This window comes from Bradyrhizobium sp. LB8.2 (assembly GCF_040548035.1).
Lineage (GTDB): Bacteria > Pseudomonadota > Alphaproteobacteria > Rhizobiales > Xanthobacteraceae > Bradyrhizobium.
On sequence record NZ_JBEPQV010000046.1, the window covers coordinates 27,018 to 48,264 of the forward strand.

22 protein-coding genes are annotated in these 21,247 nt (G+C 64.8%); 12 read left to right on the plus strand and 10 right to left on the minus strand.

All coding sequences use genetic code 11. From position 1 onward, the window contains the following. Nucleotides 1-38: 38 nt before the first annotated feature. A complete protein-coding gene (locus tag ABIB06_RS35725; protein WP_354046330.1) occupies nt 39-1,037 on the minus strand; it encodes a P1 family peptidase in 999 nt (332 codons plus the stop codon). 58 nt (nt 1,038-1,095) lie between these two features. Beyond that, entirely contained in the window at nt 1,096-3,906 is a 2,811-nt protein-coding gene (locus ABIB06_RS35730; RefSeq protein WP_354046332.1) for a PAS domain S-box protein, read from the minus strand. A 240-nt stretch (nt 3,907-4,146) separates the two neighbouring features. On the opposite strand from ABIB06_RS35730, the gene ABIB06_RS35735 reads away from it, so the two are divergent. Beyond that, on the plus strand, nt 4,147-4,533 hold the full coding sequence (locus ABIB06_RS35735; RefSeq protein ID WP_354046333.1) for a response regulator: 387 nt from the start codon (nt 4,147-4,149) through the stop codon (nt 4,531-4,533). 81 nt (nt 4,534-4,614) lie between these two features. Here ABIB06_RS35735 and ABIB06_RS35740 read toward each other — a convergent pair whose 3' ends face one another. From ABIB06_RS35740 to ABIB06_RS35760, 5 genes are all read right to left on the minus strand, one after another. Then, nucleotides 4,615-5,733 carry a branched-chain amino acid ABC transporter substrate-binding protein gene (locus ABIB06_RS35740; protein WP_247339034.1) on the minus strand — a complete coding sequence of 373 codons (1,119 nt, stop codon included), beginning with the start codon at nt 5,731-5,733 and terminating at the stop codon, nt 4,615-4,617. Nucleotides 5,734-5,917: 184 nt separating this feature from the next. After that, nucleotides 5,918-6,661 carry an ABC transporter ATP-binding protein gene (locus ABIB06_RS35745; RefSeq protein WP_354046335.1) on the minus strand — a complete coding sequence of 248 codons (744 nt, stop codon included), beginning with the start codon at nt 6,659-6,661 and terminating at the stop codon, nt 5,918-5,920. Next, complete coding sequence (locus tag ABIB06_RS35750; protein WP_247339016.1) at nt 6,658-7,491, minus strand: ABC transporter ATP-binding protein; 834 nt, start codon at nt 7,489-7,491, stop codon at nt 6,658-6,660. Before ABIB06_RS35750 ends, ABIB06_RS35745 begins: the two co-directional genes overlap by 4 nt. After that, on the minus strand, nt 7,488-8,807 hold the full coding sequence (gene livM, locus ABIB06_RS35755) for a high-affinity branched-chain amino acid ABC transporter permease LivM (RefSeq protein ID WP_354125692.1): 1,320 nt from the start codon (nt 8,805-8,807) through the stop codon (nt 7,488-7,490). Before livM ends, ABIB06_RS35750 begins: the two co-directional genes overlap by 4 nt. An 11-nt stretch (nt 8,808-8,818) precedes the next feature. After that, nucleotides 8,819-9,736, minus strand: coding sequence for an ABC transporter permease subunit (locus tag ABIB06_RS35760; RefSeq protein ID WP_247339012.1), 918 nt, complete (start codon nt 9,734-9,736; stop codon nt 8,819-8,821). Between the two features lie 277 nt (nt 9,737-10,013). Between ABIB06_RS35760 and ABIB06_RS35765 the strand changes: the two genes are divergently transcribed. Beyond that, nucleotides 10,014-10,184 carry a hypothetical protein gene (locus ABIB06_RS35765; protein ID WP_247339010.1) on the plus strand — a complete coding sequence of 57 codons (171 nt, stop codon included), beginning with the start codon at nt 10,014-10,016 and terminating at the stop codon, nt 10,182-10,184. 185 nt (nt 10,185-10,369) lie between these two features. Continuing rightward, nucleotides 10,370-10,894, plus strand: coding sequence for a hypothetical protein (locus tag ABIB06_RS35770; RefSeq protein ID WP_247339008.1), 525 nt, complete (start codon nt 10,370-10,372; stop codon nt 10,892-10,894). On the opposite strand, the gene ABIB06_RS35775 is transcribed toward ABIB06_RS35770, so the two are convergent. The 3 genes from ABIB06_RS35775 to ABIB06_RS35785 all read right to left on the minus strand — a co-directional run bounded on the left by ABIB06_RS35775 (nt 10,856) and on the right by ABIB06_RS35785 (nt 13,533). Continuing rightward, nucleotides 10,856-11,248 carry a carboxymuconolactone decarboxylase family protein gene (locus ABIB06_RS35775; protein WP_354046340.1) on the minus strand — a complete coding sequence of 131 codons (393 nt, stop codon included), beginning with the start codon at nt 11,246-11,248 and terminating at the stop codon, nt 10,856-10,858. The two genes, ABIB06_RS35770 and ABIB06_RS35775, sit on opposite strands and share 39 nt — an antisense overlap. 110 nt (nt 11,249-11,358) lie before the next feature. Beyond that, nucleotides 11,359-12,141, minus strand: coding sequence for a 3-oxoadipate enol-lactonase (pcaD, locus tag ABIB06_RS35780; protein WP_247444502.1), 783 nt, complete (start codon nt 12,139-12,141; stop codon nt 11,359-11,361). A 36-nt stretch (nt 12,142-12,177) separates the two neighbouring features. Then, nucleotides 12,178-13,533 carry a 3-carboxy-cis,cis-muconate cycloisomerase gene (locus ABIB06_RS35785; protein ID WP_354046343.1) on the minus strand — a complete coding sequence of 452 codons (1,356 nt, stop codon included), beginning with the start codon at nt 13,531-13,533 and terminating at the stop codon, nt 12,178-12,180. Between the two features lie 171 nt (nt 13,534-13,704). On the opposite strand from ABIB06_RS35785, the gene ABIB06_RS35790 reads away from it, so the two are divergent. The 9 genes from ABIB06_RS35790 to ABIB06_RS35830 all read left to right on the plus strand — a co-directional run bounded on the left by ABIB06_RS35790 (nt 13,705) and on the right by ABIB06_RS35830 (nt 21,100). Further along, nucleotides 13,705-14,151, plus strand: coding sequence for an SRPBCC family protein (locus tag ABIB06_RS35790; protein ID WP_247338999.1), 447 nt, complete (start codon nt 13,705-13,707; stop codon nt 14,149-14,151). Nucleotides 14,152-14,300: 149 nt separating this feature from the next. Further along, a complete protein-coding gene (locus tag ABIB06_RS35795; protein WP_247338997.1) occupies nt 14,301-14,786 on the plus strand; it encodes a (2Fe-2S)-binding protein in 486 nt (161 codons plus the stop codon). Between the two features lie 32 nt (nt 14,787-14,818). Further along, the gene (locus ABIB06_RS35800; protein WP_247338985.1) at nt 14,819-15,625 is read left to right on the plus strand and encodes an FAD binding domain-containing protein; all 807 of its coding nucleotides are present in this window, start codon (nt 14,819-14,821) and stop codon (nt 15,623-15,625) included. Nucleotides 15,626-15,687: 62 nt separating this feature from the next. Continuing rightward, nucleotides 15,688-16,611: an AAA family ATPase gene (locus ABIB06_RS35805; RefSeq protein WP_354046346.1), complete on the plus strand. Its 924-nt coding sequence runs from the start codon at nt 15,688-15,690 to the stop codon at nt 16,609-16,611. A gap of 70 nt (nt 16,612-16,681) precedes the next feature. Beyond that, the gene (locus ABIB06_RS35810; RefSeq protein WP_354046348.1) at nt 16,682-17,884 is read left to right on the plus strand and encodes a vWA domain-containing protein; all 1,203 of its coding nucleotides are present in this window, start codon (nt 16,682-16,684) and stop codon (nt 17,882-17,884) included. A 9-nt stretch (nt 17,885-17,893) separates the two neighbouring features. Then, a complete protein-coding gene (locus ABIB06_RS35815) occupies nt 17,894-18,217 on the plus strand; it encodes an XdhC family protein (protein WP_007602422.1) in 324 nt (107 codons plus the stop codon). 2 nt (nt 18,218-18,219) lie between these two features. Beyond that, entirely contained in the window at nt 18,220-18,921 is a 702-nt protein-coding gene (locus ABIB06_RS35820; protein WP_354046351.1) for an XdhC family protein, read from the plus strand. Then, nucleotides 18,918-20,522: an NTP transferase domain-containing protein gene (locus ABIB06_RS35825; RefSeq protein WP_354046353.1), complete on the plus strand. Its 1,605-nt coding sequence runs from the start codon at nt 18,918-18,920 to the stop codon at nt 20,520-20,522. The genes ABIB06_RS35820 and ABIB06_RS35825 overlap by 4 nt, the downstream gene beginning before the upstream one ends. 188 nt (nt 20,523-20,710) lie before the next feature. After that, complete coding sequence (locus tag ABIB06_RS35830) at nt 20,711-21,100, plus strand: DUF4189 domain-containing protein (protein ID WP_354046355.1); 390 nt, start codon at nt 20,711-20,713, stop codon at nt 21,098-21,100. Nucleotides 21,101-21,247: the final 147 nt, after the last annotated feature.

The following is a 21,247-nucleotide window of genomic DNA, read 5'->3' on the forward strand; positions in this document are numbered from 1 at the left end:
TCGCCGGGCGATGACGTGTGACGTGTTGCGAGTGCTACTTACGCGCCGAAGCGATCCTTCCACGCCGGTAGTGCCCCTGCGAACGGCAGTGCTGTCGCATTGTAAATGCCACGTGCGATCGCGCGCGCGACCACGTTGGCGGCGACCGTGCCGAGTTCGGTGAGGCCGACCAACGGCTCGACCGGCTTCTCGCCAGTCGCGGCGGCAAACAGCACGTCGCCGTCGGTCGGGGCATGCACCGGATAGATCGCGCGGGCAAACCCGGTATGCGCGATCATCGCAAGCCGCTTGGCCTGTGCCTTGGTCAGCCTCGCGTCGGTGACGACGAGGCCGATCGTGGTGTTTTCGCGCGCGGTCGCGGCGAGCCCGCCCTTGATGCGCATCGCCAGCATGTCCCGTGTGAACGCGGACGGCAGGCCGCGCCCGCCGAACTCGCCGTTCTCCTCGAATGGCGCTGCCCAGAACCACGGCCCGTCGCCGACGGTGGCGCTGCCGACCGCGTTGACGACGATAATCGCGGCGACCTTGATGCCGTTGGCCAGGACCGCGGAAGCTGACCCCAGCCCGCCCTTGAAGGTCGCGGTGGTGGCACCCAGGCCGGCGCCGACGCTGCCCAGCGCGAAATCGTGGCTTGCGGCCAAGGCCGCGGCGTAACCGAGATCGCGATAGGGCGCGAAGCGCCCCCAGGCCTTGTCGCCACCATTGAGGAGGTCGAACACGATCGCACCCGGCACGAGCGGGATCACCGCGCCGCGGATATTAAGACCGCGACCCTGCTCGGCGAGCCAGGCCTGCACGCCGCCGCCGGTCTCGATCCCGAAGGCGGAGCCGCCGGACAACGCGATCGCATCGACCCGTTCTTGCGTGCTGGCAAGATCGAGCAGGGCATCCTCGCGGGTACCCGGTCCGCCGCCGCGGATGTCGATCGCCGCGACCGCCGGTTGGTCGAAGATGATCGCGGTCGCGCCCGAGGCGAGTTTCGCATCCTCGGCATGGCCGACGCGGACGCCGGCGATATCGGTGAGAAGGTTTTTCAAGACGGCTCCGCAGGCTGAAAGGCGATCGCTCCAGCGATATCGCAGGGATGCCGCAGGCTCAACCGGCGAGCGCGGTCCTGAGCATCTTGGCGAGCTCGGACTTGCGGTAGGGCTTTGCCAGCAGCAGCACGCCGGAATCGAGCCGGCCGTGGTGGACGATGGCGTTCTCGGTGTAGCCCGAAGTGAACAGCGTCTTGAGGTCGGGGCGCCGGCGCGCCGCCTCATCGGCGAGCTGGCGGCCGTTCATGTTGCCCGGCATGATGACGTCCGTGAACAGCAGGTCGATGTCCTTGTCGGAGTCGATGATGATGAGGGCCTCGGCCGCGTTGCCGGCCTCGAGGGCGGCATAACCGAGGCTCTTGATCTGGGTCACGACATATTGCCGCACCAGCGCGTCGTCCTCGACGATCAAGATCTTCTCGTCGCCACCGGTGATAGGCGCGTTCTGGAGCGCCTCGAACTCGGTCTCCTGCACGCCGCTCGAGCGCGGCAGGTAGATCTTCACGCTCGTGCCGTGGCCTTCCTCGCTGTAGATCTTGACGTGGCCGCCGGACTGCTTGACGAAGCCGAACACCATGCTGAGCCCGAGGCCGGTGCCCTTGCCGACCTCCTTGGTGGTGAAGAAGGGATCGAACACCCGGTCGATCAACTCCGGCGGGATTCCGGAGCCGGTGTCGCTGACGGCGATCATCACGTAATTGCCGGCCAGCACGTCGGGATTCATGCTGGCATAACCGTCGTCGAGGAAGATGTTGCGGGTCTCCAGCACCAGCGTGCCGCCGTCGGGCATGGCATCGCGCGCGTTCAGCGCGAGATTGAGGATCGCGGTGGAAAGCTGACCCGGGTCGATCAGTGCCGGCCATGCATCCTCGGTGAGCTGCGGCAGGATGGTGATCTGCTCGCCGAGGGTGGGATGCAGGAGCTTTGCGGCCTCGAGCGTCAGGGCGTTGACGTCGATTTCGCGCGGCTGGAGCGGCTGCTTGCGGGCGAAGGCGAGCAGATGCTTGGTCAGTTGCGCGCCGCGTTCGGCGGCATCGTCGATCAGCTTGGTGATGGCGGCGAGTTCGGGACGGTCAGCGACCGCATCCGCCAAAATGCCGATCGTGCCGGTGATGACGGTCAGCACATTGTTGAAGTCGTGCGCGACACCGCCGGTCAATTGACCGATGGAATCCATCTTCTGGACGTGCCTGAACTGCGCCTCGGCCGCCTGCTTCTCGGTGAGGTCGCGGCCGATGAAGAAATGGCGCTTGACCGGATCGGACCAGGTGCCCATCCAATTCAGCGTGACCTCGTGACCGTCGTAGTGGTAGTAGCGCGCCTCGAAGCTGCGCTTGACGGCGCCGCGCCGCGCCGCGCGCATCTCGCTTCGTGTCCTGTCGAGATCGTCGGGATGGATGAACTCGGTTGCGCTGTGTCCGACCATGTCCTCCGGACCGAATCCGAGGATATCCTTCACGCTCGGGCTGACCTGGACGAAATTGCCAAAACCGTCGGTGACCAGGATGAGATCCTGCGAGGTCTCGAAGATGCGCTGCCGCTCCTCGATCTCGCGGCGCAGTTTCTCCCGTGACTGCTTCTCCTCCGTGATGTCGTGGGCGATCTTGGAGGCGCCAATGATCTCTCCGCCAGCTGTTTTGAGCGGAAAAATATTGAGCACGACGTCGAGCCGACGGCCGTCCTTTCGGATGCGGACCGTCTCGTGCTGGGCGATCGTTTCGTTGCCGCCGACCCGGTTCAGGATACCCCTGACCTCGGCCTTGCGGTCGTCCGGCACAATGATGTCGATCGGCTTGCCGATGGCCTCCGTGGCGGCATAGCCGAACAGATGTTCGGCGGCCTTGTTCCAGCCGGTGATGACACCGTCGAGCGTCTTCGTGATGATGGCGTCATTGGCGGATTCGACGACGGCGCCGTACAGGGCAAGGCGCTTGCCGTAGTAGTCGCGATCCAATGCTGACTGCTGGCGCAGCCTGCCGACCAGGCCCACCGTGTGGGCCTGGAGGCGGACATTTTCGATCAGAAGCACCGCAAGCACGAAGGTAGCTGCGCAGAGGCCGTAGAAGCGGCCGGCGTAGAAGCCGAGATCGAAGCGCGCGACGTTGACGATCGCCGACAGCGCGATGTCGAACAGCCAGGCGCACATCACGACCATGAGCCAGACGTCGATGATCGAATGCGGACGCCGGAACCACAGCGAGACCAGTGCGGCGAAGCTCAGGGACCAAACGAAGGACACCACGCCGATCATGAGCTGCGTGTAACGGCCGTCGCGCAGCAGGACCGGCAGCAGATCGTGCTGGGCAGTGACGATCCAGGTCAAGACGATCGAGACCGCAACGACGCCGAGCGCGCTGGCGCAGATCGCCTTGCTTGCCGAGCCTGAGATCCTGGCGCCGCCGTCGGCCTCCTTCAGCCAGGCATAGGCCAGCACGCAGAGCGGGAAGCCGCCGTGCCAGATCATGTAGAGCCAGGCCGCGGTCTGCTGATCGGCACGCAGCAACCCCGTCGGCGAGAAAAGTCCCGGGAAGGTGAGGGCATGGCATGTGGCCGTCGCGGCAGTGAACAGATAGCCCGTTGCGAGCACGAGCAGTGCACGGGTCCGGAGCACCGCAAACTGCGACAGCAGAAGGATCGCGGTGATGATGTCCGCGGCGGCGAGGGCGGATTGATAGCTCGCGACGAAGGCTGGCACAGGCAGCAGCGGGATACCTGCGAACGGTACGGCCAGCGCGAACAGGATCGAGGCGACGCCGACGATCGCCAATGCTGCGGTGCGGTCTGTCGCGGTGGCCGGCAACGTCGAAAGGAATGTGTTTCGCTCGGTCGTCGCGGACAGGTCCAGCTCTCGCGAATCGGTCTTGAGCATCTTCGCCAGTCTCATTTGGCCCAATGAAATTCCGTCCATGGTAGCTCGTTCTGGGCACGCATCATGACAAAACCCACCGCGACTCAACCGAAGGTTACAGCTTACTTAATCTTGTTGGGAACGCGCACTAGGGATCGGGTAAGATGCGCTTTACTGGACGGTGCCATAATGCCCTCCCACTGCTATGGGTTCCAGGTTTGAATCAGGCATTTTGATTTCAGGATCCGGGAGTTGTTCCCTATGGCCCGCGTTCTCATCATCGACGACCAGAAGGACGTCCGTGCGATGGTCGCGATCGTGCTGCGCGTCAACCGTTACGAGGTCGTCGAGGCCGACAGCGGCGCGGCCGGAGTGAAAGCGTTCACCGAGGCCTCCTTCGACGCGGCCATCGTGGACATTTTCCTCGGTGACGCCAGCGGCGTCGAGGTCATCGCGACTCTGCGCGAGCTTGCACCCAGCCTCCCGGTCATTGCCGTGTCGGGGATGACCGCGCTGGACTTCATGGAACAATCGCCCCACCTCGCCAACGTGGTCTGCCTGCAAAAGCCATTTCGGCCGAACGATCTTCTGCAAGCGCTGCGGAGGGCCCAGGCCGCAGCGGACGGCGAACTGCCCGCAGCCGTCTGACCTTGCCGCAGGAAGCAACGCCCCGGGGTAACCCGGGGCGCGATGATGATTGGAGGAGGCCTTCAGGCCCGGCAAGTGCGCTCAGGTGCCGTTGCCGCTGATCGCGGCGTAGCCGCCCTTGGCATCCCATTTGTAGACGACGTAGTCGAGCTGCTTGATGTCGCCCTTGGCGTCATACTCGATCGGTCCGATCACGGTGTCCCACTTGCCGGCCTTGATGGCCGCCATGACCTTCTTGGCGTCGGTGGTGCCGGCCTTCTTGGCCGCCTGCGACCAGACCTGCATCGCCGCATAGGTGTAGAGCGTGTAGCCCTCGGGGTCGATGTTCTTGGCCTTGAAGGCGTCGACGATCTTCTTCGCGGTCGGCTTGTTGCGCGGATCGGGGCCGAAGGTGAACAGTGTGCCTTCGCCGGCCGGGCCGGTGATGGAGGCGTATTCCTTGTCGGCGAGCGCGTCGCCGGCCATCAGCACGGTCTTGAGGCCCTGGTCGCGCATCTGGCGAAGGATGAGGCCGCTCTCCTGGTGGTAGCCGCCGACATAGACGAGATCGATGTTGTCGCGCTTCAGCCGCGAGACGATCGCGTTGAAGTCCTTGTCGCCCTTGTTGTAGGACTCGTACATCTTCTCGGTAACGCCGGCCTTGTTCAGCGCCTTCTTGGTTTCATCCGCAAGACCCTTGCCGTAGGTGGTCTTGTCGTTGAGGATGGCGATGTTCTTGCCCTTGTAGTTCTTGGCGATGTACTGGGCGGCGACCAGGCCCTGCTGGTCGTCGCGGCCGCAGACGCGCGCCACGTTCCACAGTCCGCTATCGGTGAACTTCGGATTGGTGGAGGCGGGGGTGATCTGGAGCACGTTGCCGTCGGCATAGGCCTCCGAAGCCGGGATCGACGACGACGAGCAATAGTGCCCGGCGACGAACGGCATCTTGGCACTGGCGATCTTCTCGGCGACCGAGCGCGCCTGCTTGGGATCGCAGGCATCGTCCTCGACAGAGAGCGCGAGCTTCTTGCCGTTGACGCCGCCGGCGGCGTTGATATCAGCCACGGCCATCTCGGCGCCGTTCTTCATCTGGCGGCCGAAGGCGGACTCGCCGCCGGTCATCGGACCTGCGACTGCGATGTTGACATCCTGCGCGAACGCCGCGCTCGACAGCGCGATCGAAGCGCCGAATGCCAGACCGATGAGCTTCAGTGATTTCATGAGATACCTCGAGGGTGGTCGCCTGTGGACGTTGCCGGGCATGCCCGGTTCAAACCGGCGCCATTCTTGAATGAATCTTGGGAGAAGTCACCGGCAAAATACGGGCATTGGCGCAGATATCTCGCCACATTCAGCCGCACGCGGGTCCGCAGGCTTGGCTCTTGAGGGTTCGTTCTCGGGCGCCTCAGCCGTGCCGCCCGCCTTCCAGATAGGCGGCGCGAATCTCGGGGCGCTGCAGCAACTCGGCGCCGGTCCCGGCCAGCGTGATCAGGCCGTTCACCATGACATAGCCGCGATGGGCGAGCTTGAGCGCATGGTTGGCGTTCTGCTCGACGATCAGCACGGTCAAGCCGTCCTGCCGGTTCAGAGTGCGGATCGCGTCGAAAATCTGGCGCGCGATCAGCGGCGCCAGCCCAAGCGAAGGCTCGTCGAGCAGGAGCAGGCGAGGACGGCTCATCAAGGCGCGGCCGATCGCCAGCATCTGTTGCTCGCCGCCGGACAGGGTTCCGCCGCGCTGGGCGTAGCGTTCCTTCAGCCGCGGAAACAGCGCGAACACGCGTTGGAGCGTCGCCTCGCGTTCGGCGTCGGTACATTCGGTCGCGTCGGCCCCCATCTGGAGGTTTTCCGCCACGCTCATGCGCGGGAAGATGCGGCGGCCTTCCGGCGATTGCGCGATGCGCAAATGCGCGATCTCGTGGGTGGGAACGCCGGTGATGTCGCGGCCTTCGTACAGGATCTGGCCGGCGCGGGCGCGCGGCTTGCCGAAGATCGTCATCATTAGCGTCGACTTGCCGGCTCCGTTGGCGCCGATCAGCGCCACGATCTCGCCGGCGTTGATCTCGACATCGACGCCTTTCAGCGCCTCGATCTTGCCGTAGGCGGCGCGAAGGCTGCGGATCGCGAGCAGGGGAGCGAGGGCCGGCGTCACGACCCGCTCTCCATCACGGCCACGGCCTCTTCCTCATCGGTGCCGAGATAGGCGGCGATGACCTTGGGATCGTCGCGAACCTCGCGCGGGGAGCCTTCCGCGATCCTCACGCCATGGTCCATCACCACGATATGGTCGGAGATCTCCATCACGACCGACATGTCGTGCTCGATCAGCAGGATCGAGGTGCCGAGGTCGTTGCGGATCGAAAGCAACAGCTCGCTCAGGGCCGCGCTCTCGCGCGCGTTGAGGCCGGCGGCGGGTTCGTCGAGGCACAGAAGCGCGGGCTCGGTGCACATCGCGCGCGCGATCTCCAGCCGGCGCTGGTCGCCATAGGCGAGATTGCCAGCGGCGTCGTCGGCGCGATCGAGCAGATTGATGCGCTTGAGCCAGTCGGTGGCGAGATCGATCGCCTGCTTTTCGGCGTCGCGATAGACGGGGGCGCCGACAAGGCCCAGGAAGGTGAAGCCGGAGGCGCGCATCAGTACGTTGTGCTGCGCCACCATCAGGTTTTCCAGCGCCGTCATGCCGGGAAACAGGCGGATGTTCTGGAAGGTGCGGGCGACCTTGGCCTGCTTGGCGATACGGAAATCGTTCAGTCGCTCCAGCGCGATCACCTTGCCGTCGCCATGGGTGAGGCGAATGGCGCCGCCGCTCGGCTTGTAGAAGCCGGTGATGCAATTGAAGACTGTGGTCTTGCCGGCGCCGTTCGGCCCGATCAGCGCGGTGATCTTCTTCCGCTCGGCTGCAAACGACAGGTCCTGCACGGCGACGATGCCGCCGAAGCGCATGGTCAGCCGGTCGACGCTGAGAATCTCGTCGGCGCTCATCCGTGCCCTTCCTTGACGAGGTCGGAGGAGATCGCCTGCGCCTTGGTCAGATACACGGTCGGTGCGCGATGGCCGATCAGGCCGCGCGGCCGCCAGATCATGATCAGCACCATCGCCATACCGAACACCAGCATGCGGTAATTCTCGAGGCCGCGGAACAGTTCGATGCCGCCGATCATGGCGAGCGCGGCGAGTGCCACGCCAAGCTGCGAGCCCATGCCGCCGAGCACGACGATGGCGAGGACCAGCGCCGATTCCTGGAAAGTGAAAGACTCCGGACTGATGAAGCCCTGGCGGGTCGCGAAGAACGCGCCGGCAAAGCCGCCGAACATCGCACCGGTCGCGAATGCCGTGAGCTTGGTGGTCGTGGTGTTGATGCCGAGCGCGCGGCAGGCGACCTCGTCCTCGCGAAGCGCCTCCCAGGCACGGCCGATCGGCAGGCGGCGCAGCCGGATCGTCACCCAGTTGGTGAGGAGCGCAAGCGCCAGGATCAGATAGAACAGGAAGACGATACGGTGGGTCGGCGAATACTCGATGCCGAGTTTGGCGGCGAGCCCGTTGTCGCTGTTGTCGAGCGGGATGCCGAAGAAGGAGGGGCGAGGAATGCTGGAGACGCCGTTGGGGCCCCCGGTGAGGTCCTGCCAGTTGATGATGACCAGGCGGATGATCTCGCCGAAGGCAAGCGTCACAATGGCGAGGTAATCGCCGCGCAGGCGCAGCACGGGGAAGCCGAGCAGCACGCCCCAGAATGCGGCAAGGATGCCGGCAAGCGGCAGGCAGACCCAGAACGACCAGCCGAAATTGGTGGCGAGCAGCGCGTAGGAATAGGCGCCCACCGCATAGAAGGCGACGTAGCCGAGATCGAGCAGGCCGGCGAGGCCAACCACGACGTTCAGTCCCCAGCCCAGCATCACATAGGTGAGCACGAGGATTGCGAGGTCGAGGATGTAGCGCTGGTCATAGAAGATCACAGGCACCAGCAGCGTGAAGATCAGGAGCGCCGGTGCGAGATAGCGGCCGACGAACGACATGCCGCTTTGCAACGCAGGCGGCACCAGCTTCTCGGCGCCGGTCGGGCCGATCCATTGCCTGAGCAGCTCGATCACGATCGAGCCGCCGAACACGGCGGCGACGATAGATGCGAGGTCGCCGAATCGCGTCCAGTAGGTGAGCTGGCCGTCGGAACCCGCCTCGGTGCGGATGCCGATCATCAGCGAGAACAGCACCAGCGCGATCAACGCGTTGAAGCAGGCGGTCTTCAGGAGAGCGGGGATGCCCGATGCAGCTTTGGCCGTATTGATCGAGGGAGTTTTCACGCGCGCGACCGTCAGACTTTTTCGACTTCGGGGCGGCCGAGCAGGCCGGTCGGCATGAAGATCAGCACGACGATCAGGATCGAGAAGGCGGCGACGTCCTTGTACTCGACCGAGAAATAGGCCGACCAGAACGTCTCGATCAGCCCGATCGCGAGCCCCCCGAGCATCGCGCCCGGCAGCGAGCCGATGCCGCCGAGCACGGCAGCGGTGAACGCCTTGATGCCGGCGACGAAGCCCATGAAGAAATCGACCAGCCCGTAATAGAGCAGGTACATCAGACCGGCCACCGCGGCGAGCGCAGCACCGATCACGAAGGTCATGGAGATGGTGCGGTCGACGTTGACGCCGAGCAGTGCCGCCATGGTCTGGTCCTGCTCGCAGGCGCGCATGTCGCGCCCGAGCCGGGTGCGCGAGACCAGCCAGGTGAAGATCGCCAGCAGCACGATGGTGGTGACGACAACCATGATCTGGATGTTGGAGAGCTGGATCACGAAGCCGTCCGCGCTCTCATGCAGCGTATAGCCGCCGGTGATGAGCGGCGGGATCGGCTTGACGCGGGCGCCTTGCGCCACTTGCGAATAGTTGGTCAGCACGAAGGACATGCCGATCGCCGACAGCATCGGAGCGAGGCGGAAGGAGTGGCGCAGCGGTCGGTAGGCGATGCGCTCGATGGTCCAGCCGTAAAGTGCCGTGATCGCCATCGAGACCAGAAGCACGATCAGCAGGATCACTGGGATCGCGGTCAGGCCGGTCGAGATCAGGAGCAGAAAGGTGATGAGGGCGATGAACCCGCCGATCATGAAGATGTCGCCATGAGCGAAGTTGATCATGCCGACGATGCCGTAGACCATCGTGTAGCCTATCGCGATCAGGCCGTAGATGGAGCCGAGCACGAGGCCGTTGATGAGCTGCTGGGCGAAATAATCCATGGGCTGCCGTTACCAAACCTGACGAGGGCTCAAAGGGAGCTCTTTGAAGAGTTCTCGGGCCCCGGCAACCCCTGAGCATTCTCCTGGTTTTGTAACAGGAGGGAACTGGCGGCTGCAACTGGCCATCGCCTCGGCATAAAGGCTTGTACAGAACTGATTTCGTTACGGACGTCATGATCCGGTTCCGACACGCGCGAGGAACCGGGTTCCGCGGGGCAACCAAAATCGGGGCCGGCCGTTATCTCACCTCGGACGTCCGACAAGGGAGTTTCCCGATATGACGAACCAGCAGAACCAGAATCCCGGCCAGCAGGGCCAGAACCCCGGTCAGCAGCAGGGCGGCGGCCAGAAACCGGGCCAGCAGCAACAGAGTCCGCAGCGCCAGGGTGACAAGCCGGGCCAGCAACAGGGTGGTAAGTCCGGCCAGCACGGTCAGGACAACAAGTAGAGTTGAGAGCCAAGAACAATGGCCATCGCAGAAGCCCCGCCGGGAGGCGGGGCTTTTTCCGTGGGCCGCGTCGCCCGGCCGGGCAGTTAAGGTAAACAAAGGGTTTAAATTGCCGCCACAGTCTGATGCGAGTTAGCTCCCGGCAAAGCCTTCGAAGGCGCGGGCCAAGCGAAACGGGAAGCGGCATGTTCGGAAATTGGCGGATCGGTTCGGTCAACGGCGTACTTCTGGCGGCCTATTTCATCCCGGCCTGGACCCTCGTTGCCTTCAACATCATGGTGGCGCCGGTGCACGGCCTCTATGAGCGGCCGAGCGTCGCAGTAGCTCTTTTCCTCAGCGACCATCTTCAGATGGCGGGAATGGACACCGTGCGCGCCGCCTGGCTGCTGGCGCTAGGCCGAGCGACCGTGGTGGCGTTCTTTGCGATCTACCTCGCGCTGCTCTGCGTTCCCCGCATCCGTAAGAACGGCGGCAGCGACGAGGCGCTCGGCATTGCGCTTGCGATCGGCAGCCTGATCTCGTTTGCCAGCATGATCATGGCTTCGAAGGTCGGCGAGATGGCCGCGCTGCGGCTGCACGCCACCGAGCTCCTGCTCTTGCTCGGTGCCGCCATCGTGATTGTGATCGAGCGGCCGGCAGCGGTCCCACAGACCGTCGAGGCTACTCCGCCGCTAGGTCTTGAGCAGGCTGAGCTCCTGCACAATCGCTGAGGCTTCCTTGACGGCGTGGTTCGCCGCCGGCACGCCGCAATAGATCGCCTGCTGCAGCAGAATTTCCTTGATGTCGTCGGGCGTGAAGCCGCCCTCGGCGAGCGCCGCGCGCACATGCAGGCGGAATTCGTCCCATTGCCCGAGCGCGACCATGGTGCCGATCACCAGCACCCGCCGCGTGCGCTCGTCGAAATGCGGCCGCGTCCAGATCTCGCCCCAGGCATAGCGGGTGATCATGTCCTGGAAGTCGGTGTTGAACGCATTACGACCTGCGATCGACTTGTCGACCCAGGCATTGCCCAGCACCTTTCGGCGCACGTTCGTGCCGGCATCGCGGCGTTTCTGGTCGTCCATGCTGTTCTCCTCCTTCGTCATTGCGAGGAGCGAAGCGAAGAAGCAATCCAGTCTGTCACCGCGGAGGGATTTTCTGGATTGCTTCGCTGCGCTCGCAATGACGGCTGTGGCTATCGCTGCGTCAAGAAGCCCACCACCGCGTCAGTGAACGCGTGGGGCTGCTCGACATTGGAAATGTGGGCGGCGTCGATGATGGTCATGCTCGCGCCGGGAATGTTCGAGCGGATCAATTCACCCGCCGAAATCGGCGTCGCCATGTCGTGGCGGCCGGCGATCACCAGAGTCGGGCTTTTGATCTTCGGCAGCAGCGCGCGCTGGTCGAGCGTCGACAGCGCCTCGCAGCACGCGAGATAGCCTTCGACCGGAGTGGCGAGCAGCATCGACTTCATCCTGGCGGAGACGTCAGGCGCGCGCTCGCGGAAATCCTGGGTGAGCCAGCCGGCGATAACGGCATCAGCGACCGCCGCGATACCGCCTTTCTTCACGGCGTCGATGCGCTCGAGCCACTTGGTCGGCTCGGCGTAGTAGCAGGAGGTGTTGGCGAGGATCAGCTTGCCGAACCGCTCCGGCGCGTTGGCGCCGAGCCATTGCCCGACCATGCCGCCCATCGAGAGGCCGCACCAATGCACCTTCTCGATGTTGAGGTCGTCGAGGATCGCCAGGACGTCGCGGCCGAAGCGCTCCATCGTGTACGGGCCGGCCGGAACGTTGGACTTGCCGTGGCCGCGGCGGTCGTAGCGAATGACGCGGAATATCTGCGTCAGCGCCTTCATCTGCGGCTCCCACATCTGCAGCGTGCAGCCGAGCGAGTTGGAGAGCATCAAGGTCGGCCCGCCGTCGCGGCCCTCGACGGAGACGTTGATCAGGCAACCGTCGGCATCGATCATGGGCATGCGGGCGTCTCCGTCTTGTTTCCGCTCAGGGCTGCTCTATTCGCGATCGAGGCTGTCGAGCAAGCGGTCGATCAGGGTTTGGGAAGCCCCTTGATAGGCCATCGGCTCGAACAATGCCGCAATTTTTTCCGGCGAAAGATGCGCGGTGACCTGCGAATCGGCCGACAGCACCTCGCGCAGATGCTTCCTCTCGGCAACCGCGCGCTTGCTCGCGGCTTCGACGAGATGATGCGCATCGCTCTTGCCGATTGTCTCGGCCAGCGCAAAGGTGACCGCTTCCGCCATGATCAGGCCGTGGGTGGCATCGAGATTGCTGCGCATGCGCGCCGCATCGACATCAAGCCCTTCGGCGATGTCGACGATCGCGGCCAGCGCGCCCGAGGTGACCAGCATCAGTTGCGGCAGCGTCGGCCATTCCGCATGCCAGGGCCCGGCGCTCCGCTCGTGGTCCTGCACTTGAGCAGCGAATATCGTCGCGGCGAGCTGCGGCGCCATGGTCGCGCAGCCCAGCGCGCTCGCGGCGGCGACCGGGTTGCGCTTGTGCGGCATGGTCGAGGAGCCGCCGCGGCCTTCCCCGGCGGGCTCGAACGCTTCGGCAACGTCGGTCTGCATCAGCAGCGAGACATCGCGCGCGATCTTGCCGCAGCTGCCGGCGAGAATCGCAAAGCTCGATGCCGCCTCCGCGATCCGGTCGCGATGGGTGTGCCAGGGCGCTTCCGGTAGCGGCAGGTTCAGCTCCTGCGCCAGCCGTTCGGCCACCACGAGCCCTTTGTCGCCGAGTGCTGCGAGCGTTCCGGCCGCTCCGCCGAATTGCAGCGCGAGGCCCTCGCGGGAGAGCCGCCGCAGGCGGCAGCGGGCGCGGGCAAGGCTTGCGGCGTATTCGGCGGCCTTCAGCCCGAACGGCATCGGCAGCGCGTGCTGGAGCCAGGTCCGCGCCACCATCGCGGTGTTGCGGTGCTTCCGTGCCAGCGCGGCAAAGCCCTTGATGGCGCGGCTGAGGTCGGCGTCCAGCGCATCGATGCCGGCGCGCAGCGTGAGCATGGTCGCGCTGTCGATGACGTCCTGGCTGGTAGCGCCCCAATGCACGTAGCGCGCGGCCTCCGCGTCGGCCTTGCCGACGTTGGAGGTCAGCGTCTTGACCAGAGGGATCGCGAGATTGCCGGATCGCGTCGCGGCCTCGGCCAGCGCAGCCATATCAAAGGTATCAGCCTTGCATGCGGCTTCGATCGGGCCCACCGCGGAGGCGGGAATCACACCCGTGGCCGCTTCGGCCCGGGCCAAGGCTGCCTCGAAATCGAGCATATTCTGAAGGGTCGTCCGGTCGTCGCAGACTGCACGCATGGCCGCGCTCGACAGCATCGGCGCGAGCAAGGGGGAGAGGGATGTGCTCATATCGTGCGGGACCTAATCACCATGCCTCGGCTCTGCCAATCCCCAACGATCGGGCGCAGGCTTTTTGCAGGTGCGAATATGCATTGCACGTGACCGGGTGCCACCCTTTCCTTTGTGGCCTCCGTGCGTTACTTGAGCAGCATCATAGTGACGCATCCCGGGAGGCACCCCATGGCCATGACGATGAACGGCGAAGTCCAGCTTGCGGCGCCGCGCGAGGCCGTGTGGGAGAAGCTCAACAATCCCGAGGTGCTGAAGACCTGCATCCCCGGCTGCGAGGAACTGGAGAAGACCGACGACGGCGGCTTTCGTGCGACCGCGAAAATGAAGGTCGGCCCGGTGTCGGCGCGCTTCAAAGGCAAGGTCACGCTGAGCGATCTCGACCCGCCGAACGGCTACAAGATCTCCGGCGAAGGCGAGGGCGGGGTGGCCGGCTTCGCCAAGGGCGGCGCCGTGGTCAAGCTTGCGGAGAAGGACGGCGGCACGCTTTTGTCGTACGAGGTCGAGGCGCAGATCGGCGGCAAGTTGGCGCAGCTGGGCCAGCGCCTGATCAACGGCGCCGCCAAGAAACTGGGCGACGAATTTTTCGCGAACTTCGCCAAGGCGGTACAGGGCTGAAGGCCAATACCTTAAGCATTGCGCCTTTCGGCATGGCGCCTTGCGTTCCCTGTGATGTTGCCCCGGGGCATAATGGCCCATATGATGGGTTGGAATAATTATAAGAACCGCTTCGACGGGACCCGTCGGGGCGCTGATAGAGAGTGCTTATGGCAAAAATCTCCCTCATCGTGAACGGCAATCCTGTAACGGCCAATGTCGATCCCCGTACCCTGCTGGTGCAGTTCCTGCGCGAAAATCTGCGCCTGACTGGCACCCATGTCGGCTGCGACACCTCGCAGTGCGGCGCCTGCGTCGTCCATCTCGACGGCAAGGCCGTGAAGTCCTGCACCACGTTGGCCGTGATGGCTGATGGCCACGAGGTCAAGACGATCGAGGGGCTGGCCGCCGACGGCGCGCCGCTGCATCCGATGCAGGAGGCCTTCCGCGAGCACCATGGCCTGCAGTGCGGCTTCTGCACGCCCGGCATGATCATGACCGCGATCGACCTCGTCCATCGCAAGGGCAACGAGCTCGACGATCACACCATCCGCGAGGAGCTGGAAGGCAATCTCTGCCGCTGCACCGGCTACCAGAACATCGTCACCTCGATCTCCGCCGGCGCCAAGGCGATGGCGAAATCCGACCTCGCGTAACCGCGCGCGCACTCTGCGATCAGGACATTCAGATGTACGATTTCAAATACCATCGCCCCGGGACCGTGCGGCAGGCCGCCAACCTCCTGGTGAAGAACGAGGACGCCAAGGTGATCGCCGGCGGTCACACGCTGATTCCGGTCATGAAGCAGCGCCTTGCCAGCCCACCACATCTGGTCGACCTCTCCCACATCGAGGGGCTCAACACGATCGAGATGAAGGGCCGCGCGCTCGTGATCGGCGCCACCGCCAGGCATGCCGAGGTCGCAAGCTCCGCGATCGTCGGTGAAGCCATCCCGGCGCTGGCCGATCTTGCCAGCCAGATCGGCGATCCAGCAGTGCGCCACAAGGGCACGCTCGGCGGCTCGCTCGCCAATAACGATCCGACCGCGGACTATCCGGCTGCGGTGCTGGCGCTCGGCGCCACCATCGTCACCAACAAGCGCCGCCTCAAGGCGGAAGAATATTTCCAGGGCCTGTTCACGACCGCGCTCGAAGCCGACGAGATCATCACCAAGGTGATGTTCCCGCTGCCGAAGAAGGCGGCTTATATCAAGTTCCGCAACCAGGCTTCGCGCTATGCGCTGGTCGGCGTGTTCGTGGCGCGGCGTCCCTCCGACGTGCGGGTCGCGGTCACAGGCGCCGGTTCGGATGGCGTGTTCCGTGTCACCGCCTTCGAGGAAGCTCTGAAGAAGCGCTTCGCCGCGAAGGCACTTGATGGCATCGAGGTGCCGGCGGACGGCCTCAACAGCGACATCCACGGCAGTGCCGAATACCGCGCGCACCTCATCGGAGTGCTGACGCGGCGTGCCCTCGACGCCGCCAACGCCAAGGAGTGAGTGATCCTCACGCCTCGGCCCAAACTTGTCCCCGGTGAGGGCGTAGCGAGACTGGCTTTTTCATGACTTCAACGGCCAATACGTCCGGTGCCTTGCCGGCATCGGTCGATGCGATGCTCGAACTCCTGACGTCGCGCGGCTATCTCTCCGAGCGATCGCTGGCCACGGTGACCTATCTGTCGCTGCGCATGGGCCGGCCGCTGTTTCTGGAAGGGGAGGCCGGCGTCGGCAAGACCGAGATTGCAAAAGTGCTGTCGGCGGCGTTGGGACGGAAGCTGATCCGCCTGCAATGCTACGAAGGCCTCGACGTCTCCTCGGCAGTCTACGAGTGGAACAGCGCCGCGCAGATGATCGCGATCCGGATGGCGGAAGCCGCCGGCGACACCGATCGCGATCAATTGTCGTCCGACATCTTCGCCGAGCGCTACATGATCAAGCGGCCGCTGCTTCAGGCGCTCGAGCCTGACGTCGCCGGGCCGCCGGTGCTGCTGATCGACGAGCTCGACCGCGCCGACGAGGCATTCGAAGCGTATCTGCTCGAAATCCTCAGCGACTTCCAGGTGACGATCCCCGAATTCGGCACGGTGAAGGCACCGAACCCGCCGATCGTCATCATCACCTCCAACCGCACCCGTGAGATTCACGACGCGCTGAAGCGGCGCTGTCTCTATCATTGGGTCGATTATCCCGACGCCGATCGCGAGCTCGCGATCGTCAAGTCGCGCGTGCCCGGCATCTCCGCAAAACTGTCGCAGCAGGTCGTGCGCTTCGTCCAGGTGCTGCGTAACCAGGATTTTTACAAATCCCCCGGCGTTGCCGAGACCATCGACTGGGCCACCGCTTTGTCCGAGCTCGACGCCCGCTCGCTGACCCCGCAAGTGGTCGGCGACACGCTGGGTGCGCTGCTCAAGTATCAGGACGACATCACGCGGATGCAGGGCGACAGCTTGCAGAAGGTGCTGAAGGAAGCGACGAGCGAGAATTGACGCCTCCGCGTCACGACTGAGCTCGTCATTCGGCGCGCCGCGACGGGATGACGAGTGAGAGTACTGAACCATGGCCATCAATCACTTGGCACCTGAGCAAACCGAGCAGTTCGCCGACAATATCGTCGGCTTCGCCCGCGCATTGCGTTCGGCGGGCATGCCGGTCGGGCCGGGCGCCGTTATCGATGCCATGAGCGCGCTCCAGGTGATCGACATCGGCAACCGCGCCGACGTCTTCACCACGCTGGAGGCGATCTTCGTCAAGCGCCACGAGCATGCGCTGATCTTCAAACAGGCCTTCCACCTTTTCTTCCGCGCCTCGGAAGAGTGGAAGCACATGCTGGATTCGGTGCCGCTGCCGGAGCAGGCCAAGAAGAAGCCGCAGGCCGGCTCGCGCCGCGTGCAGGAGGCGATGTCGCAGCCGCGCATGACGGAGACACCGCAGCACCAGGAGCAGGATCTGCGCCTGTCGGTCTCGGACAAGGAGATCCTCCAGAAGAAGGACTTTGCGCAGATGAGCGCGGCGGAGATTACCGAGGCGTTGCGCGCCATCGAGCGGATGCGGCTGCCGCAGGCCGAACTGCTCACGCGCCGGCACCGGCCCGATCCCCATGGCCTGCGCATCGATTTGCGCCGCACGCTGCGCGCGTCCCTGCGCACCAGCGGCGAGATCATCGACATCCATCGCCTCGGGCGGATCGAGAAACCGGCGCCGATCGTGGCGCTGGTGGATATCTCGGGCTCGATGAGCGAGTACACTCGCCTGTTCCTGCATTTCCTCCATGCTGTCGGCGACGCCCGCAAGCGAGTCTCGGTGTTCCTGTTCGGCACCCGGCTCACCAACGTGACCCGGGCGCTGCGCCAGCGCGACCCTGACGAGGCGCTGGCGAGCTGCTCGGCCTCGGTCGAGGACTGGGCCGGCGGCACGCGGATATCGGCCTCGCTGCACAATTTCAACAAATTGTGGGCGCGGCGCGTGCTGAGCCAGGGGGCCATCGTGCTGCTGATCTCCGACGGGCTGGAGCGGGAAGCGGATTCCAAGCTCGCCTTCGAGATGGACCGGCTGCACCGCTCCTGCAGGCGGCTGATCTGGCTCAACCCGCTGCTGCGGTTTGGAGGCTTCGAGGCCAAGGCGCAGGGCATCAAAATGATGCTGCCGCACGTTGACGAATTCCGTCCCGTGCATAATTTGAGTTCGATCCACGAGCTGATCAGCACGCTCTCCCGGCCGCTGCCGCCGCATCACCGCAGCCTGATCCGCTCCGCAGCTTGAGAGGTAGCCATGCTCGATCGCGACGAGGATATTCTGAAGGCCGCCGAGGACTGGCAAAAGGCCGGCCGTGGCGTCGCGCTCGCAACCGTGGTGGAGACCTGGGGCTCGGCACCGCGCCCGGCAGGCTCGAGCCTTGTCATCAACGACGAGGGCACGTTCCTGGGCTCGGTCTCCGGCGGCTGTGTCGAGGGCGCCGTGGTGACCGAGGCCATGGATGTGATCCAGAGCGGCAAGCCCAGGATGCTGGAGTTTGGCGTGGCGGACGAGACTGCCTGGAATGTCGGGCTGTCCTGCGGCGGCACCATCCGCGTCTTCGTCGAGAAGGTCGGCTAGCCGTGAAGCTCGCAATTTTGCACGAACTCAATGCCGAGCGCGCCGCGCGCCGGCCAGTCATTCTGGTGACGGACACCGAGAGCGGCGAGCAGCGCCTGGTGAAGGCCAGCGATTTTGCCAAGGATCCCTTGCGAGCTGAGCTCGACAAACAACTGCGCATGGGCAAGAGCGCCAGTGTCGAAGCCGGCGGCAAGAAGATTTTCCTCAACGTCTACGCGCCGACCGCAAAGCTCGTCATCGTCGGCGCGGTCCATATCAGCCAGGCCTTGGCGCCGCTGGCGCGCTCGCTCGGCTACGACGTCATAGTGGTCGATCCGCGCACGGCCTTTGCAAGCCCCGAGCGCTTCCCCGACGTTCCCTTGGTCGCGGAATGGCCCGACACGGCGCTGCCACCGCTCAACGTCGATGCTTACACGGCTTTCGTCGCGGTGACGCACGATCCAAAGATCGACGACCCCGCGCTGCTGCACGCCTTCGAGCGCAAGTGCTTCTATATCGGCGCGCTCGGCTCGCGGAAGACGCACGCCAAGCGCGGCGACCGGCTGCGGGCGCAAGGCGCCAATGACTCTGACATCGCGCGCATCCACGCGCCGATCGGGCTTGCAATCGGCGCGGTCTCGCCGTCCGAGATTGCGGTGTCGATCATGGCCGAGATCACGGCGGTGCTTCGCCTGCCACCCAAAGAAAAAGAAGAAGCGGCATGAAATTCGGCCCGGCGAGCCCCAAGGACGCGATCGGCGGGGTGACCGTCCACACCCTTCGCCAGGGACCGCTGGTGCTGAAGAAAGGCACGACGATCGGCCCGGCCGAGATCGAGGCGCTGGAGCGGGCCGGCATCAAGGACGTCGTGGTGGTGCGGATGGAGGAGGGCGATGTCTCCGAGGACATTGCCGCCGCAAGCATCGCGCTCGCCGTCGGCGGCGATGGCATTCATGTCGAGCGCGCCTTCACCGGCCGCGCCAATCTGTTTGCGGCTCGCCCGGGCGTGCTGGTGATCGACCGCGGCGCGGTCGACCGCATCAACAATATCGACGAGGCCATCACCTTCGCGACGCTCTCCGCCTTCAAGCCGGTGGTCGAGGGCGAGATGGTCGGCACCGTCAAGATCATCCCGTTCGGCGTCGAAGGAAACTTGCGTGATGCCGCGGTGAAGGCCGCGGGCCGCGACGTGCTGAAGATCGCGCCGTATGTCATCAAGCGCGTCGGCGTGGTCTCGACGCTGCTGCCGGGCCTGTCCTCCAAGGTGATCGACAAGACATTGCGTGTCACCGCCGAGCGGCTGGCGCCGGCCGGCGCCGGCATCATCGCCGAGCGGCGAGTCCAGCACGAGGAGCGGGAGCTGTCCGCCGCGATCAAGGAGCTGCTTGCGCTTGGCGCGGAGCTCGTGATCGTGTTCGGCGCGTCTGCGATCGCCGACCGGCGCGACGTGATCCCGGCGGCCGTCACCGGGATCGGCGGCGAGATCGAGCATTTCGGCATGCCGGTCGATCCCGGGAACCTGCTGCTGATCGCCCGTGCCGGCAGCGTGCCGGTGCTGGGGGCGCCCGGCTGCGCGCGTTCGCCGGTCGAGAACGGTTTTGATTGGGTGCTGATGCGGCTCCTCGCCGGCATCAAGGTGACGCGTTCCGAGCTGATGGGCATGGGCGTCGGCGGCCTCCTGATGGAGATCGTGACGCGGCCGCAGCCGCGCGCCAAGCCGGAGATCGAAGGGAACAGCAATATCGCGGCCATCGTGCTCGCGGCGGGACGCTCGACCCGCATGGGCGGACCGAACAAGCTGCTCGCCGAGCTCGACGGCAGGAAGCTGGTGCGGATTGCGACCGAACAGGCACTGGCGTCGAAAGCATCCGAGGTGATCGTCGTCACCGGCCATCAGACCGAGCTGGTCGAGCAGGCACTGCAAGGCCTGAAGGTGCGGTTCGTCAAGAATCCGGATTTTGCCGGCGGCATCGCAAGCTCGGTCAAGGCAGGCATCGCGGCCGTCCCCGAGGCTTCCGACGGTGCTGTGGTCTGCCTCGGCGACATGCCGCTGATCGATGCCGGCCTGATCGACCGCCTCATCGACGGCTTTGCGCCGGACCGCGGCAATCTCATCGTCGTGCCGGTCAGCGAAGGCCGCCGCGGCAACCCCGTGCTGTGGTCGCGCCGCTTCTTCAAGGAGTTGATGACGCTCGACGGCGATGTCGGCGCGCGCCACTTGATCGTCAAGCATACCGAAGCGGTTGCCGAAGTGCCGGTCGACGGCAAGAGTGCCTTCCTCGATATCGACACGCCGCAGGCGCTGGAAGCGGCAAGACGGGGATAGTTAGCCTTGCGGCTGCGCGCTTGCGCAGTCCGCTAAGGGTAACCCACCACTTCTGCTTCCGCGGTGAGATACTTTGCTGGATTGCGCTCGGCCAATCCGCCCTACACGGCTGTTTTCAACCCCCGTTCACCATCTGGAAACGACCGCGGCTTACAGTCGCCTTCGCCTGCCTTGGGGGAGGGATTTCCATGCCTTCGAACGTCGTCGCGCGCCGTTGCGCGATGTTTTTCTTTGCGCTGTCGGTTTTTGTCGCCGGCGCGCGCCACATCACGGATGCGCACGCCGCCGGCGCATTCGCAGTCGGCAAGTGCGGCGCCTACGGCCAGGCCTTCGATTATGGTGCCGAGCACGAAGCGCGTGCGGCGGCGCAGAAGCAATGCAAGGGCGATTGCACGACCGTGACGATGAAGCGTGCTTGCGCGGCGATGGCGGTCGACCTTTCCAGTCCCTGCGGCGCCTATGGCTATGCCGTCAAGCCGAAGATCTCGGCCACGCTCAATGCCGCGACGCGCGAATGCTACAAGTTCGGCGGCAAGGAATGTGTGATCCGCGCCTGGGCTTGCGACGCCAAGGGGTAATTCCTCTTGCTGTCATTCCGGGGCGATGCATAGCATCGTACCCGGAATAACAGTTAGCCCAACTTGCGCAGAATCGACCCCCGGCTATAAGCAAATCAATGCCTTAGCCGAAAAGTTGGCACTACATTTTCTTGGGAATTGTGATCA